This is a genomic window from Candidatus Methylomirabilota bacterium (assembly GCA_036005065.1).
Taxonomy (GTDB): Bacteria; Methylomirabilota; Methylomirabilia; order Rokubacteriales; family DASRDR01; genus DASYQW01.
Map to the genome: position 1 here is coordinate 1 of DASYQW010000366.1, position 17,848 is coordinate 17,848.

Annotated in this window: 14 protein-coding genes; 11 read left to right on the forward strand and 3 right to left on the reverse strand. The window is 71.7% G+C overall.

All coding sequences use genetic code 11. From position 1 onward, the window contains the following. Positions 1-23 precede the first annotated feature (23 nt). Together VGW35_24720 and VGW35_24725 are read right to left on the reverse strand one after the other, a co-directional pair. Positions 24-644, reverse strand: coding sequence for a metal-dependent hydrolase (locus VGW35_24720; GenBank protein ID HEV8310877.1), 621 nt, complete (start codon positions 642-644; stop codon positions 24-26). Between the two features lie 5 nt (positions 645-649). Beyond that, a complete protein-coding gene (locus VGW35_24725) occupies positions 650-2,104 on the reverse strand; it encodes a glycosyltransferase (GenBank protein HEV8310878.1) in 1,455 nt (484 codons plus the stop codon). A gap of 38 nt (positions 2,105-2,142) precedes the next feature. On the opposite strand from VGW35_24725, the gene VGW35_24730 reads away from it, so the two are divergent. The 7 genes from VGW35_24730 (at position 2,143) to VGW35_24760 (ending at position 12,113) form a co-directional block, all read left to right on the forward strand. Further along, on the forward strand, positions 2,143-4,905 hold the full coding sequence (locus VGW35_24730) for a discoidin domain-containing protein (protein ID HEV8310879.1): 2,763 nt from the start codon (positions 2,143-2,145) through the stop codon (positions 4,903-4,905). Between the two features lie 68 nt (positions 4,906-4,973). Next, positions 4,974-5,957: an NAD-dependent epimerase/dehydratase family protein gene (locus VGW35_24735; GenBank protein HEV8310880.1), complete on the forward strand. Its 984-nt coding sequence runs from the start codon at positions 4,974-4,976 to the stop codon at positions 5,955-5,957. Positions 5,958-6,128: 171 nt separating this feature from the next. Further along, positions 6,129-8,012 carry an asparagine synthase (glutamine-hydrolyzing) gene (asnB, locus tag VGW35_24740; protein HEV8310881.1) on the forward strand — a complete coding sequence of 628 codons (1,884 nt, stop codon included), beginning with the start codon at positions 6,129-6,131 and terminating at the stop codon, positions 8,010-8,012. Between the two features lie 176 nt (positions 8,013-8,188). Continuing rightward, positions 8,189-9,163 (forward strand): lysylphosphatidylglycerol synthase transmembrane domain-containing protein, encoded by a 975-nt coding sequence (locus tag VGW35_24745; GenBank protein HEV8310882.1) that lies wholly within the window; start codon positions 8,189-8,191, stop codon positions 9,161-9,163. A 21-nt stretch (positions 9,164-9,184) separates the two neighbouring features. Next, positions 9,185-9,940, forward strand: a complete 756-nt coding sequence (locus tag VGW35_24750; GenBank protein ID HEV8310883.1) for an acyltransferase — start codon at positions 9,185-9,187, stop codon at positions 9,938-9,940. Next, positions 9,937-11,031 (forward strand): lysylphosphatidylglycerol synthase transmembrane domain-containing protein, encoded by a 1,095-nt coding sequence (locus VGW35_24755; protein ID HEV8310884.1) that lies wholly within the window; start codon positions 9,937-9,939, stop codon positions 11,029-11,031. The genes VGW35_24750 and VGW35_24755 overlap by 4 nt, the downstream gene beginning before the upstream one ends. Further along, positions 11,031-12,113, forward strand: a complete 1,083-nt coding sequence (locus tag VGW35_24760) for a hypothetical protein (protein ID HEV8310885.1) — start codon at positions 11,031-11,033, stop codon at positions 12,111-12,113. The genes VGW35_24755 and VGW35_24760 overlap by 1 nt, the downstream gene beginning before the upstream one ends. 365 nt (positions 12,114-12,478) lie before the next feature. Here the strand turns inward: VGW35_24760 and VGW35_24765 are convergent, their stop codons facing one another. Beyond that, positions 12,479-13,303: a 2OG-Fe(II) oxygenase gene (locus VGW35_24765; GenBank protein HEV8310886.1), complete on the reverse strand. Its 825-nt coding sequence runs from the start codon at positions 13,301-13,303 to the stop codon at positions 12,479-12,481. 117 nt (positions 13,304-13,420) lie between these two features. Between VGW35_24765 and VGW35_24770 the strand changes: the two genes are divergently transcribed. From VGW35_24770 to VGW35_24785, 4 genes are all read left to right on the forward strand, one after another. Beyond that, complete coding sequence (locus VGW35_24770) at positions 13,421-14,533, forward strand: NAD-dependent epimerase/dehydratase family protein (protein HEV8310887.1); 1,113 nt, start codon at positions 13,421-13,423, stop codon at positions 14,531-14,533. Between the two features lie 74 nt (positions 14,534-14,607). Further along, entirely contained in the window at positions 14,608-15,366 is a 759-nt protein-coding gene (locus tag VGW35_24775) for a glycosyltransferase family 2 protein (GenBank protein HEV8310888.1), read from the forward strand. Next, entirely contained in the window at positions 15,363-17,321 is a 1,959-nt protein-coding gene (locus VGW35_24780; protein ID HEV8310889.1) for a GAF domain-containing protein, read from the forward strand. Before VGW35_24775 ends, VGW35_24780 begins: the two co-directional genes overlap by 4 nt. Next, on the forward strand, positions 17,318-17,848 hold a 531-nt coding region (locus VGW35_24785), incomplete at its 3' end, for a response regulator transcription factor (protein ID HEV8310890.1). The genes VGW35_24780 and VGW35_24785, both read left to right, overlap by 4 nt.

Genomic DNA, 17,848 nt, shown 5'->3' on the forward strand with positions numbered 1-17,848 from the left:
GCCGAGCCACAGCTTCCAGCGCATCAGCCCCCGGCCTCGCGTCGTCCCCGGCCGCCGAGGTCCCCGATCGAGTCCTTCGCGAATCCTCGGCGCGCCCCGACCGTGGTCCGGCCCTCCCGTCGGAGGCGGAACACGCACAGCGCCACCACCGGGACGCCGACCACCACGGCCTCGATGAGCACGGCGATGGCGTTGTGCCAGTTGACGAACGCCGCCCAGCCCCGCCCGTGGTAGAGGTCCCAGAAGGGCGTCACCGGGGCGAGGAAGACCGCCGTCGAGATCGGCCAGAAGAGCGGAATGCCCTGGGGCAGCGTGTGGTCGATGGTGAGGAGGTCGAGCCCGAGGTGCGACGCGTAGGCGACGCCGAGGATGGCGGTGCGCTGCCCGAGGGTGCCGAGCCGAGCCGGGGCGAGGGGGCCGACCACGGAGGCGAAGACGAGGGCCGCCGCCAGGCTGTGCGTGGCCCAGTGGTGGTAGCGGCTGGGATCCCCGACGAGGATGCCGGGCACGAAGTCCAGATCCGCGGCGGCGCCGGCCAGGGCCGCCAGCGCCCACGGGAGGACGCGGCGGAGGGGTGCGCCGCGGGGCGCCATGACGGCATAGACGGCGGCTCCCACGAGCGCGTGGGCGAGGGGCGACGCCATGATCCTTACGAAGGCTTGCGGCCCACCGCGATCAGTGACAGTCCGAAGGGCAGTCGCAGCGCCGCTTCCGCGCGGAGGAATGGTACCAGGAAGTTCTGGACCCGGAGCTGAAACCCCGGCACCCGGGTCCGGCGGAGCAGGACGCTGTTGAGGTACCACCCGGCCACCCCCAGGCGGTTGAAGAAGGTCGTGTCCTCCGCCCGGAAGCCGGCCTCCTGCAAGCGCTCGACCAGCTCGCTCCGCTCGTATCGCCGGTAGTGGTGGATCGACCGGTCGATGGCGCCATAGAGGCGCCGGTGGGCGGGGACGAGCAGGAGGAGCCGTCCGCCCGGCACCAGGATGTCGAAGAGCCGCCGGAGCGCCTGTCGGTCGTCCTCGATGTGCTCGAGGACGTTGAGGCACACGATGGTGTCGAGCCGGTAGGCCGCGAGCGCGGCGGGATCGAAGTCGGCCAGGTCCAGCGGGAGGACGTGGACCCGGGTGTGGCGCTCGAACGTGTTGGCCAGGATCCGGAGGTACCGCGGGTTGAGGTCGGTGGCCAGCACGAACTCCCGTCCGACCAGGTACCGCGTGAGGTTCCCGATACCGGAGCCGATTTCCAGGACTCGCTTCCCGAGGTGGGGGGCGAGCTGCCGGAACATCCAGCGGTTGTACCGCTCCGCGCGGCCCAGCCGGAGCAAGGTCTGGTACCCCGCGTCGGCGTTGTCCTGGTCGTCGACGATGCCGTACTTCAGGATCGTCCACAGGGCCACCACCCCGTCGGTCCAGCGGATCTTCTTGCCCTCCCAGTATCCGCGCCCGGCGTAGGAGATCGGCACCTCGTAGATCCGCGCGCGCATCTTCGCGAGCTTGGCAGTCAGCTCCGGCTCCACGCCGAAGCGGTTCGAGCGGATCCTCAGGCCTTTGACGAAGTCCGCCCGAAGGGCCTTGTACCCCGTCTCCATGTCGGTGAGGTTCAGGTTGGTGACGGCATTCGAGCACAGGGTCAGGAACTTGTTGGCCAAATGGTGCCAGAAGAAGAGGACTCGGCGCGGGGAGCCGGTGAACCGGGACCCGTAGACCGCGTCGGCTTTCCCGTCCAGGATGGGCCCGACGAGCTTCGGGTACTCCCGCGGATCGTACTCGAGGTCGGCGTCCTGGACCAGGATGATGTCGCCGCTCGCCTCCGCGAAGCCCCGCCGGAGCGCGGCGCCCTTGCCCTGGTTGGGCTCCTGATAGAAGATGCGGATCTCGTTCTTCTCGTCGACGGTGCCGCCCCGCCGGGCGTCCTCGAGCTCCGACTCGAGCCGGCGCAGGAAGTCCCGGGTCCCGTCCGTGGAGCCGTCGTCCACGATCACGATCTCCTTGGGGATCGAGACGGCCTGGACACGATCCAGGATCTCCGGCAGCGTGAGCGCCTCGTTGTAGACGGGCATGACCACGCTGAGCCGCATCGGGCGCGGGTGCGAGCTCGGTTCCACGGCCGCAATTATACCCCTATAATGTGCGGGTCCCGCACATGTCGGCAGCTCAGCGGACTCGGCTGTCGCCGGCGGCGCGCTTCCTGCTGGCGGTCCTCCTCTCGGCTGCGGCGGTGCGCTTGGCTCTCCTGTGGCGGCCGCGCCTGTGGTTCGACGAGGCGACCGTCGGGATCATGGGACTCGCCGTCCTACGCGGCGAGCTGCCGATCTACTTCTTCGGCCAGGCGTTCATGGGCGCGCTCGGCGACGCCTATCTGGCCGCCCCCGTCCACTACCTTCTCGGCGCCTCCGCCTTCACGCTCGAGCTCGTCGCGGTGCTGCAGTCTCTTCTCTGGCTGGGCCTCGTCGTGGGTCTCGCCTGGCACGCCTTCGGCCCCCGCGCGGGCCTCTTCACCGCGCTCTGCCTCGCGATCCCCCCCGACTACCTCCTCTACTGGTCTCACGAGGCGCGTCCGCACTACCTGCTCTCGATGGCGCTGGGCACGCTGGCCCTGCTCGTCGCTCTGCGCGCGCCCCTGAGGCCCCCGCGCCGCGCCGCGCTCGGCGCCGGTCTTCTCGGCTTCGTCCTCGGCCTCGCCTTCTGGACGAACTTCCTGTCGCTCGTCTTCTTCCCGGCGGTGGCCGTCCTCCTGCTGACCCGGGGCGTCCGGCTGCGGATGGTCCCGGTCGCCCTGGTGGCGCTCCCGACCTTCGTCCTGGGGAGCCTGCCGCACTGGCTCTATGGCCTTCCGCACGACACGGCCTTTCCCCCGGCCGGCGATCGCATCAGCGCTCCCGAGCTGCTGGCCCACGCCCTCGCATTCGCGCGGGTAGCCTGGCCCACGCTGGCCGGGGTTCCCCGCCCGCTGCGGGACAGCGTCGGCGAGGCCGCGATCGGCCTTGGCCTGGCGAGAGGCGCGCTGTCGCTGGCCCTTGGCCTCCTGTACGGCGCGGCCGTGATCTCGACCATCCGCGCGATCCGGCGCGCCGGCCCGGCCGGCCGCAGCCTGAGCCTCGCTCTCGTCGCGCTGGTCGTGGTGAGCGTGGGGGTGGCGGTGGGCACGGAGTACGGCGAGAGCCTCGAGGGCGATCCGCGCTACCTGCTTCCTCTCTACACGGCCCTCCCGATCCTGGTCGGCCGCTGGCTGGCGAGCCTGGCGGCCACCCGGGCGGCCGCCGCCATGGTGACGGCCTTGCTGGCGATCCACGCCATCGACGCGGCGACCGGCTCCCTTCGCGTGTTCATGCCCGAGATGGGCGCGGCGGTCAACGCCGACGTCGTGAGCCGGCGGGCGACGATCGCCTCCCTCGAGCGGGCCGAGCTGCGTCGCCTCTACGCGCCCGACTTCGGGCTGCGGATCCTCACCTTCACCTCCCGCGAGCGCGTCATCTTCTCGAGTCCCTACGAGGAGATCTATCCGCGCTACGCCCTCGCCGTCGACGGCGCCCCGGCGCCGGGCTGGTGGCTGGGAGGCCGCTCGGCCCTGTTCGAGGAGAACCTCCGGGCGCTGGGAGTCCGCTTCGCCTACCGCGAGCTGGGCCCCTACGCGCAGGCGTACGTGGACTTCGAGCTGCCGGAACAGGCGCTGCGGGAGCTCGACCCCGGGCGGCTCCGCGCCACCGCCAGCGAGGGCCCGGCGGTCGCCGACCGGATCCTCGACCGCGACGCGGCGACGCTCTGGAGCACTGTCCGGCCCCAGGCCGGCGGCGAATGGATCCAGCTCGACCTCGGACGGCCGGAGCCCATCGCGATGGTGCGCTGGCTGCCGGGCACATACCAGGAAGTGCCCACCGGCCTCCGGCTCGAGGCGTCGCTCGACGGCCGCGCGTGGCAGCGTCTCCTCGAGGTGCCGCGGTACTTCGGGCCGCTCTACTGGTCGGCGGGCCGCCCGATGGGCCGCGTGCGAAGCGGGCGCGTGGAGCTCCGGACGCCGCCGACGCCGGCGCGCTACCTCCGGATCACCCAGACCGGCCGGAACCCGCGCTGGCCCTGGACCATCCGCGAGCTCTTCGCCTACGCGGCGTGTCCGGTCGCGCCGGCCGCGCGGCCGGTGGACGACGCGACGCTGGCCCGCGCGATCGGCGCGGCGGGGGTGACGCGCCTCTACGCCGATCACGGGTGGGGGAGCCGCGTCGCCCTGGCCGACCCGGAGATCCGGATCGTGCCGGCGAATCTCCACCTCGACGCGTACGGGTTCGACGGAGCCGCCGCCGACCTCATGGCGCCGCCGGTCCGCTGGGATTCGAGGTCCGGCGCGCTCCTCGAGCCGGCCGACGTGGAAGGCTTCACGGCCATGGCGCGGGCCGGCGGCCTCGGGTTCCGGTCACGCTCGATCGGAGGTCTCACCTTGTTCACGCATGCCGCCCCGCCGCCGCGGCCGGGGACGCCGCTGCCGGTATCGGCTCTCCGCGCGACCGCCTCGCGCAATCCCGATCAGGCCCCGCGCGCCGTGGACGGCGATCCGCGCACCGGCTGGGCGAGCGGGCATCCGCAGACACCGGGTGACTGGGTGCGGATCGATCTCGCGCGACCCCACCTGGTGCGGGCGGTGCGCCTGTGGACCGCGTCGGCGGCCGACACGCCCCGCGGCGTGGACCTCGAAGGCTCGACCGACGGCGTGACCTGGCGGCCCATCGGTGTCGAGACGCACACCGAGGGATTGCTCCGGTGGGGCGGCATCACGCTCCTTCGCGACCGGGCCGAGGCGCTTCGCCTGGACTTCGCCCCAATGACGCTCCGGGCGCTCCGGCTCACGCTCACGCGCGTCGATCCCGCATTCGACTGGGCCATCGACGAGCTGGCGGTCTTCGCCGCCGAGTAGGCGAGCGCAGCGCGAGCGGGCAGCCGCCTCTTGTCTTGTCCGATTCTGGACTCTGCTATACTCGGCGCATGCGCACGCTCGTCACGGGCGGCACCGGGTTCACCGGAAGCCACCTGGTCCGCCGTCTGCTCGAGCGAGGTCACGAGGTGCGGGTCCTGGACGCCGCCCGAGGACTCGCGCACGATGAGCTCAGCCGGGCCGGCGCGCAGATCACGCTCGGCAGCGTGACGGACGCCGCGTTGGTGGACCGGCTGGTCGCCGGCACCGATCTGGTGTTCCACCTCGCCGCGGCCTTCCGTCAGATCAACCTGCCCAAGCGCGCCTACTGGGAGATCAACGCCCAGGGCACCCGCCACATCGCCGAGGCCTGCCTGCGTCATCATGTCCGGCGCCTGGTTTACTGTTCGACGCAGGGCGTCCACGGTCACATCAAGGACGTCCCCGGCCACGAGGGCTCGCCGATCGCGCCCGAGGACTACTACCAGCAGACGAAGTACGAAGGAGAGGTCGCCCTGTGGGAAGTGGCTCGGCACGGGCTCGAGGCGACCGTGATCCGCCCCATGGGCATCTACGGGCCGGGCGATCCCGGGCGCTTTCTGATGCTGTTCCGCGCGGTCCGCCGGGGACGGTTTCTCATGTTCGGCGACGGCGAGGTCTTCTACCACCCCTGCTACATCGACAACCTGGTGGACGCCTTCGAGCTGGCCGCCGAGGGACCGAAGGCGGTCGGGGAGACCTACCTCATCGGAGACGACCGCTACGTGTCGCTGAACGAGCTGGTGCGGGAGACCGGCGCGAGCCTCGGGGTCGACGTCAAGATCGTGTACCTGCCCTACGCCCCGCTCTGGATGGCTTCGGCGCTCTGCGAGGCCGTGTGCCGGCCGCTCGGCGTCGAGCCCCCGTTGTTCCGCCGCCGGGCCGAATGGTTCCGGCAGACCCGGGCCTTCAGCATAGACAAGGCGCGCCGAGAGCTCGGCTTCGTCCCCCAGGTCCCGCTGGCCGAGGGGCTTCGACGCACGGCGGCGTGGTACCGGGATCACGGCTATATCTGATGGATTCGTCAAGGACGGCCGGTCTGATCAGCTGTCCTAGGCTGGGGGGAGGCAGGCCCGAACCGTTCGCCGCCACGGCCGGGACCCTGTCCCGGCCGCTCGTCGATCAGAACGGCTCCGGCGACTGCCGGGAGGGCCGTCGGAGGGGGGCGTAGCCCCCCTTCCGAAGATATGTGCGGGATCGCCGGCGTCCTCGAGTACCGCGAAGGGCACACGGTCCCCGGCCATCTCCTGGAGGCCATGGGGAAGGTCATCGAGCACCGGGGACCCGACCAGGGCGGGATCTACCAGGACGGACCGGTCGGCCTGGTGGCGCGGCGACTCAAGATCATCGACCTCTCGCCGGCGGGCTCCCAGCCGATCGCCAACGAGGACGGCTCGATCCAGCTCGTCTACAACGGCGAGATGTTCAACCACGAGGCGCTCCGGCGAGAGCTCGAGGTGCTCGGGCACAAGTTCCGGGGCCGCTGCGACAGCGAGGTCGTGGTCCACGCCTACGAGGCGTGGGGACCCCGGTGCGTCGAGCGCTTCCGCGGCTTCTTCGCCTTCGGCCTGTGGGACGGACCGCGGCGGCAGCTCGTGCTCGCCCGCGATCGGATCGGGATCAAGCCGCTCTACTACGTGGAGCGGCCCGACCGGCTCGTCTTCGGCTCCGAGATCAAGGCGATCCTCGAGCACGCGGACGTCCCCCGGGCGATGGATCTCCAGTCCGCCTACCACTACCTCGGGTACGAATTCGTGCCGGGGCCGGCCACCATGTTCCAGGGAATCACGAAGCTCCCGCCCGGGTCCATCCTGGTGGCGCGCGACGGTCGGCTCGAGGTCCAGCCCTACTGGGAGCTCCGGTTCTTCGACACCGCCCTCGACCCGGAGGCCCTCGAGCGCCGTGTCCGCGACGCGTGCCGCGACGCGGTCCATGCCTGGATGATGTCCGACGTGCCGGAGGGCGTCTTCCTGTCCGGCGGCCTCGACTCCACCGCGGTCCTGGCCTTCGCGCGCGAAGCCACCTCGGGGCCGCTGCCGACCTTCACGATCGGCTACGCGGATCCGTCGTTCAGCGAGTGGGAGTACGCGCGGGAGGCCGCGCGCTACTACGGCACGGAACACCGAGAAATCACCATCGCCCCGATCACGCCGGCGGTCATCGAGGAGGCGGTCTGGCACCTGGACGAGCCGATGACCGATCTCTCGGCCCTCCCGCTCTTCCTGCTCTGCCAGGAGGCGCGCCGGGACGTCACCGTCTGCCTGTCGGGGGAAGGGGGCGACGAGGTGTTCGTCGGCTACGACCGCTTCGTGGCCTCCAAGGCCGAGCCGCTCTACCGGCTCCTGCCCCGACCGCTTCGCCGCGGGATCATCGAGCCCCTGGTGACGCGCCTGCCCGACCAGGAGCAGAAGAAAGGCCCGCTGGTCGTCCTCCGGCGCTTCATCGAGGGCGCGCGGCTCGACCCGGAGGGCGGCCACATGCGCTGGCAGTACTTCGGATCGCCGGAGCTCGACGCGCGCCTCTTCCGGGAGACCGTGCTCCGCTCGGTCGACCGCGACCGGTTCGCGCCCATTCGGCGGGCCCGCGAGCGGTGCAACTCGCCGCGGCGGCTGGACCGGGAAATCTTCGTGGACACGCGCTTCACGATGCCCGACTCGGTCCTCATGAAGGTCGACAAGATGTCCATGGCCCACGCGCTGGAGGTCCGGGTGCCGCTCCTGGACCATCATCTCGTCGAGCTCGCCGCCACGATTCCGCCGCGGCTCAAGTTCCCCGGCTTCCGGACGCGGGCCATCTACCGCAAGGCGCTCCGCGGCGTCCTGCCGCCCCGGATCCTGACCCGCGGCAAGCAGGGATACAGCCTGCCTCTCAAGCAGTGGCTCCGGCAGGAGCTCCGCGACTACACGATCCGACTGCTGAACGGCTCGGAGGTCATCCGAGCATACTTCGACCGCGACGGCGTGAACTGGATGATGGCCGAGCACCTCGCGCGCCGCGCCAACCACAACCACACCTTGTGGGCGCTCGTCAATCTGGCGCTGTGGCACCGGCGGTTCATCGAGGGAGTGTAGCGCCGTGCCGATAACCGTCGCATCCCGTCGTCCTCGGTCGTCGCCGGCCCTCGACGTATGCGGCCGCCATGGCATGTGCGGAGGAGAGCTCCGAGCGCGGGCTTTGCCCGCGCCACCTTCCTGGGGGAGGCCTCGGAGGGGGCCGTCGAGGCCCCCTCCGAGGAGCTAGGCCGGCAGTGGCCAAAGGCGGCCCCGGGTGGTTCCTCCTTCGGGTCGCGATCAGCGTTGGGCTCCTGGTGCTCCTCTTCCTCTTCATCGATCGCGCCGCCCTGGTCCAGCGGCTGGCCGGGGCCGAGCCGCCGCTTCTCCTCCTGATCGTCGCCCTCCTCACCGCCGACCGCCTGCTCATGGCCTGGAAATGGTGGCTCCTCGTCCGCGGGCGCGCGGCGGCGGTGAGCCTCTGGGCAGCGATCCGCGCCTACTACGTGGCGTCGTTCGCCGGCTGGTTCCTGCCGATGACGGTGGGAGCGGACGCGGTGCGGGTTGCCGCTCTGGCCGGGGAAGGCCGTACGCCCGGGCTCGTCGCCTCCGTGGTGCTGGAACGCGCGGTGGGCGCGCTCGCCCAGGCCGTGCTGGCCACGATCTCGCTCGGCACGCTGATCGCGCTCGGCCTCGGCGCCGAGATCGGCCCGGCGGAGCGGTGGGCGGTGGTCGGCGCGGTGGTCGCGGCGTTTTTGGCCTTCCCGTTGTCGTTCCGGGGGGCGGCCTGGACCGCGCGGCGCATGGGGCCGGGTGGCGGATGGCGGAAAATCTGCCGGGCACTGGCCGAGGCCTACGCCAGCTACGCGAGCGCCCCGGGGCTCGTGCTGGTGTTCTTCGGCCTCACGCTGCTGGAGGGCTGCATCCCGGTCGCCTACCACTACCTCACGGGTCGGGCCATCGGCCTGGATCCCGGGTGGACCTTCTACATCGCGACGATCCCCCTCGTCTTCCTGGTGGCGCGGCTGCCGGTGAGCCTGGGCGGCCTGGGGGTCCTCGAGGTGTCCTTCGTGTACCTCGCGACGCTCCTCGGCCTGGGCCGCACCGAGGCGTTCTCGATCGCGGTGCTGGCCGAGGCGCTCGTTCTCCTGTCGCTGATCCCGGGTGCCATCGCCTACCTGTTCCCGGCGGCGGCGCCGGTGGCGGTGCATCCGCGGGAGCGCCTGCCCTGAGCGCGGGCGCGTGAGGTCCTGATGACGGAGCCACGGGACGAGCGGCTCTCGGATGTTCCCCGGGCCCTCTTCGACGACCGGCGCTCAGCCGGGCAGCGCTACATGGACCTGTTCGTCGGTGAGCGCGGCTGGTGGCCCCTGGTGCGCTACGAGACGGTGATGCTCCTGGCCTCCTGGGTTCCCGGGGCCCTCGGGCTCCTCCTGCGCTCCCGGCTGTATCCGCGCCTGCTCGGGGCCTGCGGCCGGAACGTCTCCTTCGGGGTCAACGTGACGCTCCGCCATCCGCGGAAGATCCGCATCGGCGACGACGTGGCCGTGGACGACGGCTGCGTGCTCGACGCCAAGGGGACCGCCAACGAGGGGATCCGGATCGGGCGCCGCGTCTTCCTGGGTCGAAACACCATTCTCACCTGCAAGGATGGCGACATCGTGCTCGAGGACGGTGTCAACATCTCCTATCACTGCGCGGTGTTCTCGGCCTCCTCCGTCCGGATCGGCGCCGACACGTTACTGGCGGCCTACTGCTACGTGGTGGGCGGAGGCCACGACTTCGATCGCACGGACGTGCCGGTGATCCGGCAGGGCCGCCCCTCGAAGGGCATCGAAATCGGAAGCGGCGTCTGGCTGGGCGCGGGGGCGGTCATCCTCGACGGGGTCGGTGTGGGTCACGACGCGGTCGTCGGCGCCCATGCCGTCGTCACGCAGGACGTCCCGCCGTTCGCGGTGGCGGCCGGGGCGCCCGCGCGGGTGATCCGCGACCGCCGAGAGCCAGGATGACGGTGTCGGCACCGCCGCCACCGGCGGCGCGGTACGGAAGGGGAGTGGGTGGGCCGCCGCCGGGCGAGTACCCACCGCCGGCTGCCAAGTGGAGTCCCGGAGCCCTCGCCCGGTGGGGCGCCGCCCTGCTGGTCTCGGGCGGGCTCCTCGCCTATCTCTTCGTATCCCGAGACGTCGACCCCCGGGCCATCGGCCCGATGGTGAGCGCCATCTCGCTTCCAGGCGTGGCGGCCTTCGTCCTGGTGTCCCTCGTGGCCCTCGTCCTGCGCGCGCTCCGCTACTGGATCCTCCTGGAGCGGCGGGCGCCTCTCTGGCCACTCACGCTCGTCACCCTCGTCCGCAACCTCTTCGTGGACCTGGTGCCGGCGCGGGCCGGGGCGGCGGCGAGCTACCTCTATCTGGTGACGGCCCGGCTCGGGCTCCCGGCGGAGGCGGCAATCGCGTCGTTCGCGCTCTCCTTCGTCCTGGACACCCTGGCCCTCGCCCCGCTGCTGCTCCTGGCCGTCTTGCTGGCGGGGACGGGGCCGCTCCCGCCGCTCGTGCTGGTGGGCGGGAGCCTGGTCATCCTGGTGGGCGCCATGGCGGCGTTGCTGGTGCTCGCCCCGGTGCTCCGGGTGGCGGCCAACGTCGCCGCCCGCCTGCCGGGCCTTCTGGCGCGTGCCGCGACGCCGCTCAAGCGCGCGGCCGCCGAGGTCCGCCAGCTCGACGTCCGCCGGGTGCTGGTGCCGGCCTTCGGGCTGTCGCTGCTCTTGCGGGTGGCCAAGTACGGCGCCTACTACTGTCTCCTCCAGGCGCTCCTGGTCGGCCAGGGACATGCGTGGTGGAGCCTCGACTTTCTCCGGGTCTTCCTGAGCGTGGCCGGGGCCGAGCTGGCGGCCTCGCTGCCGCTGCCGACGATCGCGAGCCTGGGCCCCTACGAAGCCGTCGGCGCGCTCGGCTTCGAGCAGTGGCTGGGGTTCGGGCGCGAGCTGGCGACGCTGGCCGCCACGGCGTTCCACGGGCTGTCGCAGATTCACGATTACAGCCTCGGCCTCCTGGCGCTCTCGTGGATCATGGCGCCCTGGGCCGGGCGGTATACTGGGGCGAGGTGATGCTGCGCAAAGTCGTCATCGGAGGCGCCCTCGGTCTCCTCCTCGGGGCCGGGGCGGTCGCGGCGCTGCCGCGGGTGGCCCACGACCTCCCCAAGCCCCTGGCCGAGGTCGCCCAGCTTCCGGAGCGGCTCTGGACGCGCGTCTTCCCGCCGCGCACGCCGAAGCGCCAGCGGCTCGACGGGCTGACGGGCCCGGAGCGGGAGGCGGCGCGGGCACTGGGGCGGCGGCTCGACGGGCTCATCGTCTGGTCGTCGAACCGGAGCGGGAACCATGAGCTCTACCTGCTCGATCTGGGGGAGCAGGCGGTCCGGCGCCTCACCAACCATCCGAACGTCGACTTCTTCAGCCGCTTCTCCCCCGACGGGCGGCGCATCGTGTTCCTCCGAAGCCAGCGGGAGTGGGTGAGCTTCCGCGAGTCGACGGCCTGGGACGTGATGCTGATCAACGTGGACGGGACGGGCGAGGAGCGGATCGCCCGAAGCGGATACCATCCGACCTGGACGGCCGACGGGCGGGCGGTGATCTTCCACCGTGAGATGCAGGTCTTCCGCTACGACCTCGACAGCCGGCAGGAGACGCTGATCTTCGAGGCGAAGAAGCACGTTCCCGGGGTCACCGAGATCGGCGACTTCGAGCTGGGGCCGGACGGCACGCGGCTCGCGTTCGGGCTCCGGGGGCCGTTTTCCGGGGCGGCCGTCTACGACCTCAAAGGGGGGACGCTTGCGCCGCTGACCAAGGTGCAGGCGTGCCAGCCCACGTGGGCGCCCGACGGGCAGAGCCTGGTGTGGATCGAGATCGAAGGGCATGGCGGCACCCGCGTGATGACGGGCCGGCCGGACGGAAGCGACCGGCGCGTGTTCATGGACCTGCCGGGCGCCTACAGCCACGAGTACTTCCCCAAGCTCGCCAACGACGGCCACTGGCTCGTCTGGGGGGCGGCGGCCGAAGGGCACGAGCACGACCGCGCCGACTACGAGATCTTCGTCTGGGAGATCGGCACCCCGCCGACCGAAATCGTCCGCCTGACGCACCACGAGGCGAACGACCAGTGGCCCGACCTCTGGGTGCGGCCCCGCCGCTAAGTCATTTCGGGGGGTCTCGGAAGACCCCCCCGATGCCCCCCGGTCGTGGCGGCGGCGAAGCCGCCGCTCGGAGCACTCCTCGACCCACCAGGCGCTCGGTAGTCTTTTCGGGGGGGTCTCGGAAGACCCCCCCGATGCCCCCCCCGTTCGTGGCGGCGGCGAAGCCGCCGCTCGGAGCACTCCTCGACCCACCAGGCGCTCGGTGGTCGGCGCTCGGTGGTCGGCGCCGGGTTACTCCGACACCCTGCTAGCCCCAATCGGCGAATACGCGAAGCGGGCCCTGGAAGGGAGAGGGAGCGGAGTAGGAGCGGCTATCGGAGCGCTGGCGCGGGTACTGTATTCGTCGTTCAGGGCTAGTATCGGGGTCAGAACTTCTCGAGGAGGTCGCTCAGGTACTCCATCAGGTGCCACTTCACCGTCTTGTAGAGGGCGCCTGAGAAGAGCAGCGCCCCCAGCACCTTCGCCCGCTCGGCCAGCCTGGCGTCGGACGTCGCCCGCCGGTAGAGCGTGCTGTGGGGACGGCTCACCTCCTCGAGGGGTCGCTCCGCCGTGTAGTAGTAGAGCGCCACCGACTTCCGGCTCATCGTCGGCGGGCACTTGAGCGGCCGCGGGTGGCCGTGAAAGGCGACGTCGGTGGTGCTGAAGATGACGCAACGATTCAGCGCCGGGACGACGCTCTTCCCGCAGCCCGACATGTCGGGACGCCACAGCTCGAGGTTCCCGTCCCACTCGCCCCGCCACTCGCGGTTCAGGTAGAGGAGGAGGTTGAGCCGCCGGTGATAGCCGGTGGCGGGATGGTAGTTGAAGTCCGCGTGGACCCTCAGGTACCCGCCCGGCACGATCTGGTGGAGCCCGCCGCCCTCCAGCTCACCGTCGGCCGAGAGGCCCGCGATGCCCGTCAGCGCCTCCAGGTACTCGAGCAGGGGCGGCGAGTTCAGCTCCCGGATCACGGCCTGAAAGAGCTCGGGCAAGGCGCCGAGCGTGTTGCAGGCGAACTTATGCGAGTTCAGGTGGAGGTGGTGCTTCCACAGGGTGTGATCGACTTTCGGGAACTGCGCCTCGAGGGCGGCGGCCACCTCGGCCTTCAGGAAGCCGTCGATGACGATGTGGGGAAACGGCGACGCCGCCTGGTAGGCGGCGGGAGCGCCCGCGAGCGTCTCGCGCAGACGCTCCTCGTCGATGTAGTCCATCCCGGCTCCCCCCCTGGGCGGGGATTATATCAGGGTTCCCCCGGGCCATGGAAATCGAGGGGTCCCGCGCCCGGGGGCCTATACTTGGGCCGTGGGCCTGCGACGGGAGGCAAGGCCGTGAACGTGCTGGTCACCGGCGGGGCGGGGTTCATCGGGAGCTTCGTCGTCGACGCCCTGGTGGCGCGAGGCGATCGGGTGCGGATCCTCGATAGCCTCGACTCCCAGGTGCATCCCGGCGGGGCGGCCCCCCGGTATCTCCACCCCGAGGCGGAGCTCCACCGCGGCGACGTCCGGGACGCCCCGACGGTCCAGCGGGCCCTGGCCGGGATGGACGGCGTGCTCCACCTGGCGGCCGTGGTCGGGGTGGGGCAGTCCATGTATCAGGTGGACCGCTACGTCGATCACAACGGCCGCGGGACGGCGGTGCTGCTCGACGAGGTGATCAAGGGCCGGGACGCGGTCCAGAAGCTGGTCGTCGCCTCGTCGATGAGCCTCTACGGAGAGGGGAGCTACGTCTGTCCGGCCTGCGGGCCCGTGTCAGACGATGAGCGGTTCGCGGCGGCGGCCGCCGCCCGCCGCTGGGAGATCGCGTGCCCGAGCTGTGGCGAGCGGCTCGTCCCGGTGCCTACGGGGGAGTCCAAGCCGGCCCGCGCCACCTCCGTCTACGCCATCACCAAGCGTCTCCAGGAGGAGCTGGCGCTGGCGATCGGCCGGGCCTACGGGATTCCCACGGTCGCCCTGCGCTTCTTCAACGTGTACGGTCCCCGCCAGTCCCTGTCCAATCCCTACACCGGGGTGGCGGCCATCTTCATGAGCCGGCTGCGGAACGGGCGCCCTCCGCTCGTCTTCGAGGACGGCGAGCAGAGCCGCGACTTCGTGTCGGTTCACGACCTCGTGCGCGGCATCCTGCTGGCCCTCGACCGGGACGAGGCGAACGGAGGGATCTACAACGTGGGGACCGGGGCGCCGGTCACGGTGCGCCAGATCGCCGAGGTCCTGGCCGAGCTCCTGGGGGTCGCCATCCCACCCGAGATCACCCACCGGTTCCGCGCCGGCGACATCCGCCACTGCTTCGCCGACATCGGGCGCATCCGGCGCGACCTGGGCTACGAGCCGCAAGTGACGCTCCGCGAGGGGCTCCGAGAGCTCGTCGCCTGGAGCCGGGACGAGCCCGCGGTCGACCGCGTCGAGGAGGCCACCGAGGAGCTGCGGACCCGGGGACTGGCGTAACGCGCGCGGCCGGCCGAGGCCGGGCCATCGTCGCCGCGTGGTATGATCGGCTGACGACGAGGCCGGGAGGAATCGTGGGGCAGAGTGTCGTGGTCGTCATGCCCGCGTACAACGCCGAGGCCACCCTCGAGCGGACCTGGCGCGATCTCCCCCGGGACATGGTGGACGAGGTCATCCTGGTGGATGACGCCAGCCGTGACCGCACGGTCGAGATCGCCCGCGACCTCGGTCTGACCGTGATCGTGCATTCCGAGAACCGCGGCTACGGCGCGAACCAGAAGACCTGCTACCGGGCCGCCCTCGAACGCAAGGCCGACATCATCGCCATGATCCATCCCGACTACCAGTACGACGCCCGCCTGCTCCCGCTCCTCGTCGGCTTCGTCGAGCTCGGGATCTGCGACCTCGTCCTGGGCTCCCGGGTCCGGAGCCGGGCGGAGGCCCTGGCCGGCCACATGCCGGTCTGGAAGTACTTCGCCAACCGGGCCCTCACCATCACCGAGAATCTCGTGCTCGGCCAGAACCTCGGCGACTTCCACTCCGGCTTCCGCGTCTATGCCCGCACGGTGCTGGAGACGGTCCCCTTCGAGCGGAACTCGGACGACTTCGTCTTCGATTCCGAGATGCTCGTCCAGGCCGCCCACTTCGGATTCCGGATCGGCGATTGCCCGGTTCCCGCGCGGTACTTCGCGGAGGCGTCCTCGATCGGCTTCCGCCGGAGCGTCGTCTACGGGCTCGCGACCCTCCGGGTCCTCTTCCAGTTCGTGGCCCACCGGGCGGGGGTGCTCGACTGCCCGCTGTTCCGTCCGCGACCGGCGCCCGGCGCTTCATGAGATTCGGGCGGCTCCAGCCTTACGGCCTGGCGGTGGGGGCGAGCGTGGCCGCCTTCCTCCTCTCGCGCCTGCTCGAGCCGCTCATCGACCCGACGGAGTTCCCGCTCTTCCTGGGCGCCGTCATGCTCAGCGCCTGGTACGGCGGCCTGGGGCCGGGGCTGCTGGCCACCGCCCTGGGCATCGCGACCGGCTTCTCCTTCTTTGTCCCGGCGACGCCGCTCGGGGAGCTCAGCTGGAACACGTGGGTCCGGCTCGGCGTGTTCCTCGTGGAAGCCCTGGTGGTCAGCGGCCTCACCGGAGCCCTGCGCGCGTCCCAGGCGCGGGCCGAAGCCCTCGTCGCCCGGACCGAGGCGGCGCGGGCCGAGGTCGAGACCGCCGCCCGCCGGATCCAGGACCTCCAGCAGGTGACCGACGCCGCCCTCGCCCACCTGCGCCTCGACGATCTCCTGCCGGAGCTGATCCGGCGGATCCGGCAGACGCTGCCGGCGGACACGGTGGTGATCCTGCTGCTCAGCGAGGACGAGCAGGAGCTCCTCGTGCGGGCCGCCTATGGGCTCGAGCAGGAGGTCCGGGAGGGCGTCCGGATCCCGGTCGGCCGCGGCATCGCCGGCCAGATCGCCGCCCGCCGCGAGCCGATCATCCTGGAGAACCTGTCTCAGGTCGAGATCTCGAGCCCGGTCCTCCGCGCCAAGGGGCTCCAGTCGCTCCTCGGCGTCCCCCTCATGGTCGAGGGTCGGGTCATCGGGGTCGTTCATGTCGGGACGCTGCGGCCTCGCTCGTTCACGGACGACGACACCCGGCTCCTGCGTCTGGTCGCCGACCGGATCGCCCTCGCCATCGACCACGCCCGGCTCTACGAAGCGGCCGAGCGGGCGCGCGCCGCCGCCGAAGCGGCCGAGCGGCGCTTCCGGCTGCTGGTCGACGGCGTGCCCGACTACGCCGCCTACTTGGTCGACCGCGAGTACCGGATAGCGAGCTGGAACGCCGGCGCCGAGCGCATGAAGGGCTACCGGGACGACGAGATCATGGGGCAGCCGTTCGCGCGGTTCTATCCGGACGACGAGGTCCGGCGAGGCGCCGCCGAGCGGGCGCTGGCCGGGGCGGCCGCCGAAGGCCGGTGGGAAGAGGAGGGCTGGCGGGTCCGGAAGGACGGCTCGCGCTTCTGGGCGAGTGTGCTGGTCACGGCCATGCGCGACGGCGCCGGGCGGCTCCTCGGCTTCTCCGTGATCAGCCATGATCTGACCGAGCGACGGCGGGCGGCGTCGACCCGCGCGCGTCTCCTCGACCAGGTGATCGCCGCCCAGGAAGAGGAGCGGCGTCGGGTTGCCCGCGAGCTGCACGACGAGACGGGCCAGTCCCTCACCTCGCTCCTGGTCGGGCTCCGCACCGTCCACGATGCCGACACGCTCGAGGCCGCGCGAGTCCGCGCGGCGGAGCTCCGGGAGATCACCGCCCGCACGCTGGCCGAAGTGCGGCGCCTCGCCTGGGGCCTCCATCCGAGCGCGCTCGACGAGCTCGGGCTGGTCGCCGCGCTCGAGCACCATGCGGCCGAGTACACGCAGGCTCACGGCATCGTGGTGGACGTCGAGGCCTGGGGGCTCGATGGCCAGCGCCTGCCGGCGCCCGTCGAGCGGGCGCTCTACCGCATCCTCCAGGAAGCCCTCACCAATGCCGCCCGGCACGCCCGGGCGCAGAAGGTGAGCGTCGTCATCCAGCGGCATCCGGCCTGGGTGCAGGTGATCGTGGCCGACGACGGCTGCGGCTTCGATGTGGAGGCCGCCCTTCGGGCGGCGGGCGCCGCGGGCCGGCTGGGACTCCACGGGATGCGCGAGCGTGCCGCGCTCCTGGAGGGGTCCGTCACGATCGAATCGACGCCCGGCGAGGGCACGACGGTCTACGTCCGGGTCCCGCTCGCCTCCGAACCACCCCGGGAGCATCTCACGGGAACGACATGACCCGGATCCGGGTCTTCATCGCCGATGACCACGCCGTCCTGCGGGCCGGGCTCCGGATGCTGCTCGGCGCCCAGCCCGACATGGAGGTCGTGGGGGAGGCGGCCGACGGCGACGAGGCCGTGCGGGCCGTCGTCGAGACCCGGCCGGACGTGGCCCTGGTCGACCTCACCATGCCGGGGAGCGGCGGCCTCAAGGCCATCGAGCGCATCCGGCAGGAATCGCCGCGGACGCGGGTGCTCGTCCTCACCATGCACGACGGGCCGGCCTACCTGCGCGCCGCGCTCGCCGCCGGGAGCTCCGGCTACGTCGTCAAGAGCGCGGCGGACGCCGAGCTCCTGTCGGCGATCCGGACCGTCCACCGGGGGCGCACGGTCGTCGATCCGGCTCTCGCCGCGCTGCTGGTCCAGTCGGCCTACGGGCGCAAGCCTGTTGGAGGCCGCGGGAGCGGAGGCGGCGCGGCGAGCCTGCTGAGCCCGCGCGAGCGCGAGGTCCTCGACCTGGTCGCCCAGGGGCACACCAATCAGCAG

Excerpts from the sequence above, each read along its gene's own strand:
- asnB (HEV8310881.1), top strand. The coding sequence starts at position 6,129 with ATGTGCGGGATCGCCGGCGTCCTCGAGTACCGCGAAGGGCACACGGTC.
- VGW35_24780 (HEV8310889.1), top strand. The coding sequence starts at position 15,363 with ATGAGATTCGGGCGGCTCCAGCCTTACGGCCTGGCGGTGGGGGCGAGC.
- VGW35_24730 (HEV8310879.1), top strand. The coding sequence starts at position 2,143 with ATGTCGGCAGCTCAGCGGACTCGGCTGTCGCCGGCGGCGCGCTTCCTG.
- VGW35_24755 (HEV8310884.1), top strand. The coding sequence starts at position 9,937 with ATGACGGTGTCGGCACCGCCGCCACCGGCGGCGCGGTACGGAAGGGGA.
- VGW35_24720 (HEV8310877.1), bottom strand. The coding sequence starts at position 644 with ATGGCGTCGCCCCTCGCCCACGCGCTCGTGGGAGCCGCCGTCTATGCC.
- VGW35_24760 (HEV8310885.1), top strand. The coding sequence starts at position 11,031 with ATGCTGCGCAAAGTCGTCATCGGAGGCGCCCTCGGTCTCCTCCTCGGG.
- VGW35_24750 (HEV8310883.1), top strand. The coding sequence starts at position 9,185 with ATGACGGAGCCACGGGACGAGCGGCTCTCGGATGTTCCCCGGGCCCTC.
- VGW35_24765 (HEV8310886.1), bottom strand. The coding sequence starts at position 13,303 with ATGGACTACATCGACGAGGAGCGTCTGCGCGAGACGCTCGCGGGCGCT.
- VGW35_24735 (HEV8310880.1), top strand. The coding sequence starts at position 4,974 with ATGCGCACGCTCGTCACGGGCGGCACCGGGTTCACCGGAAGCCACCTG.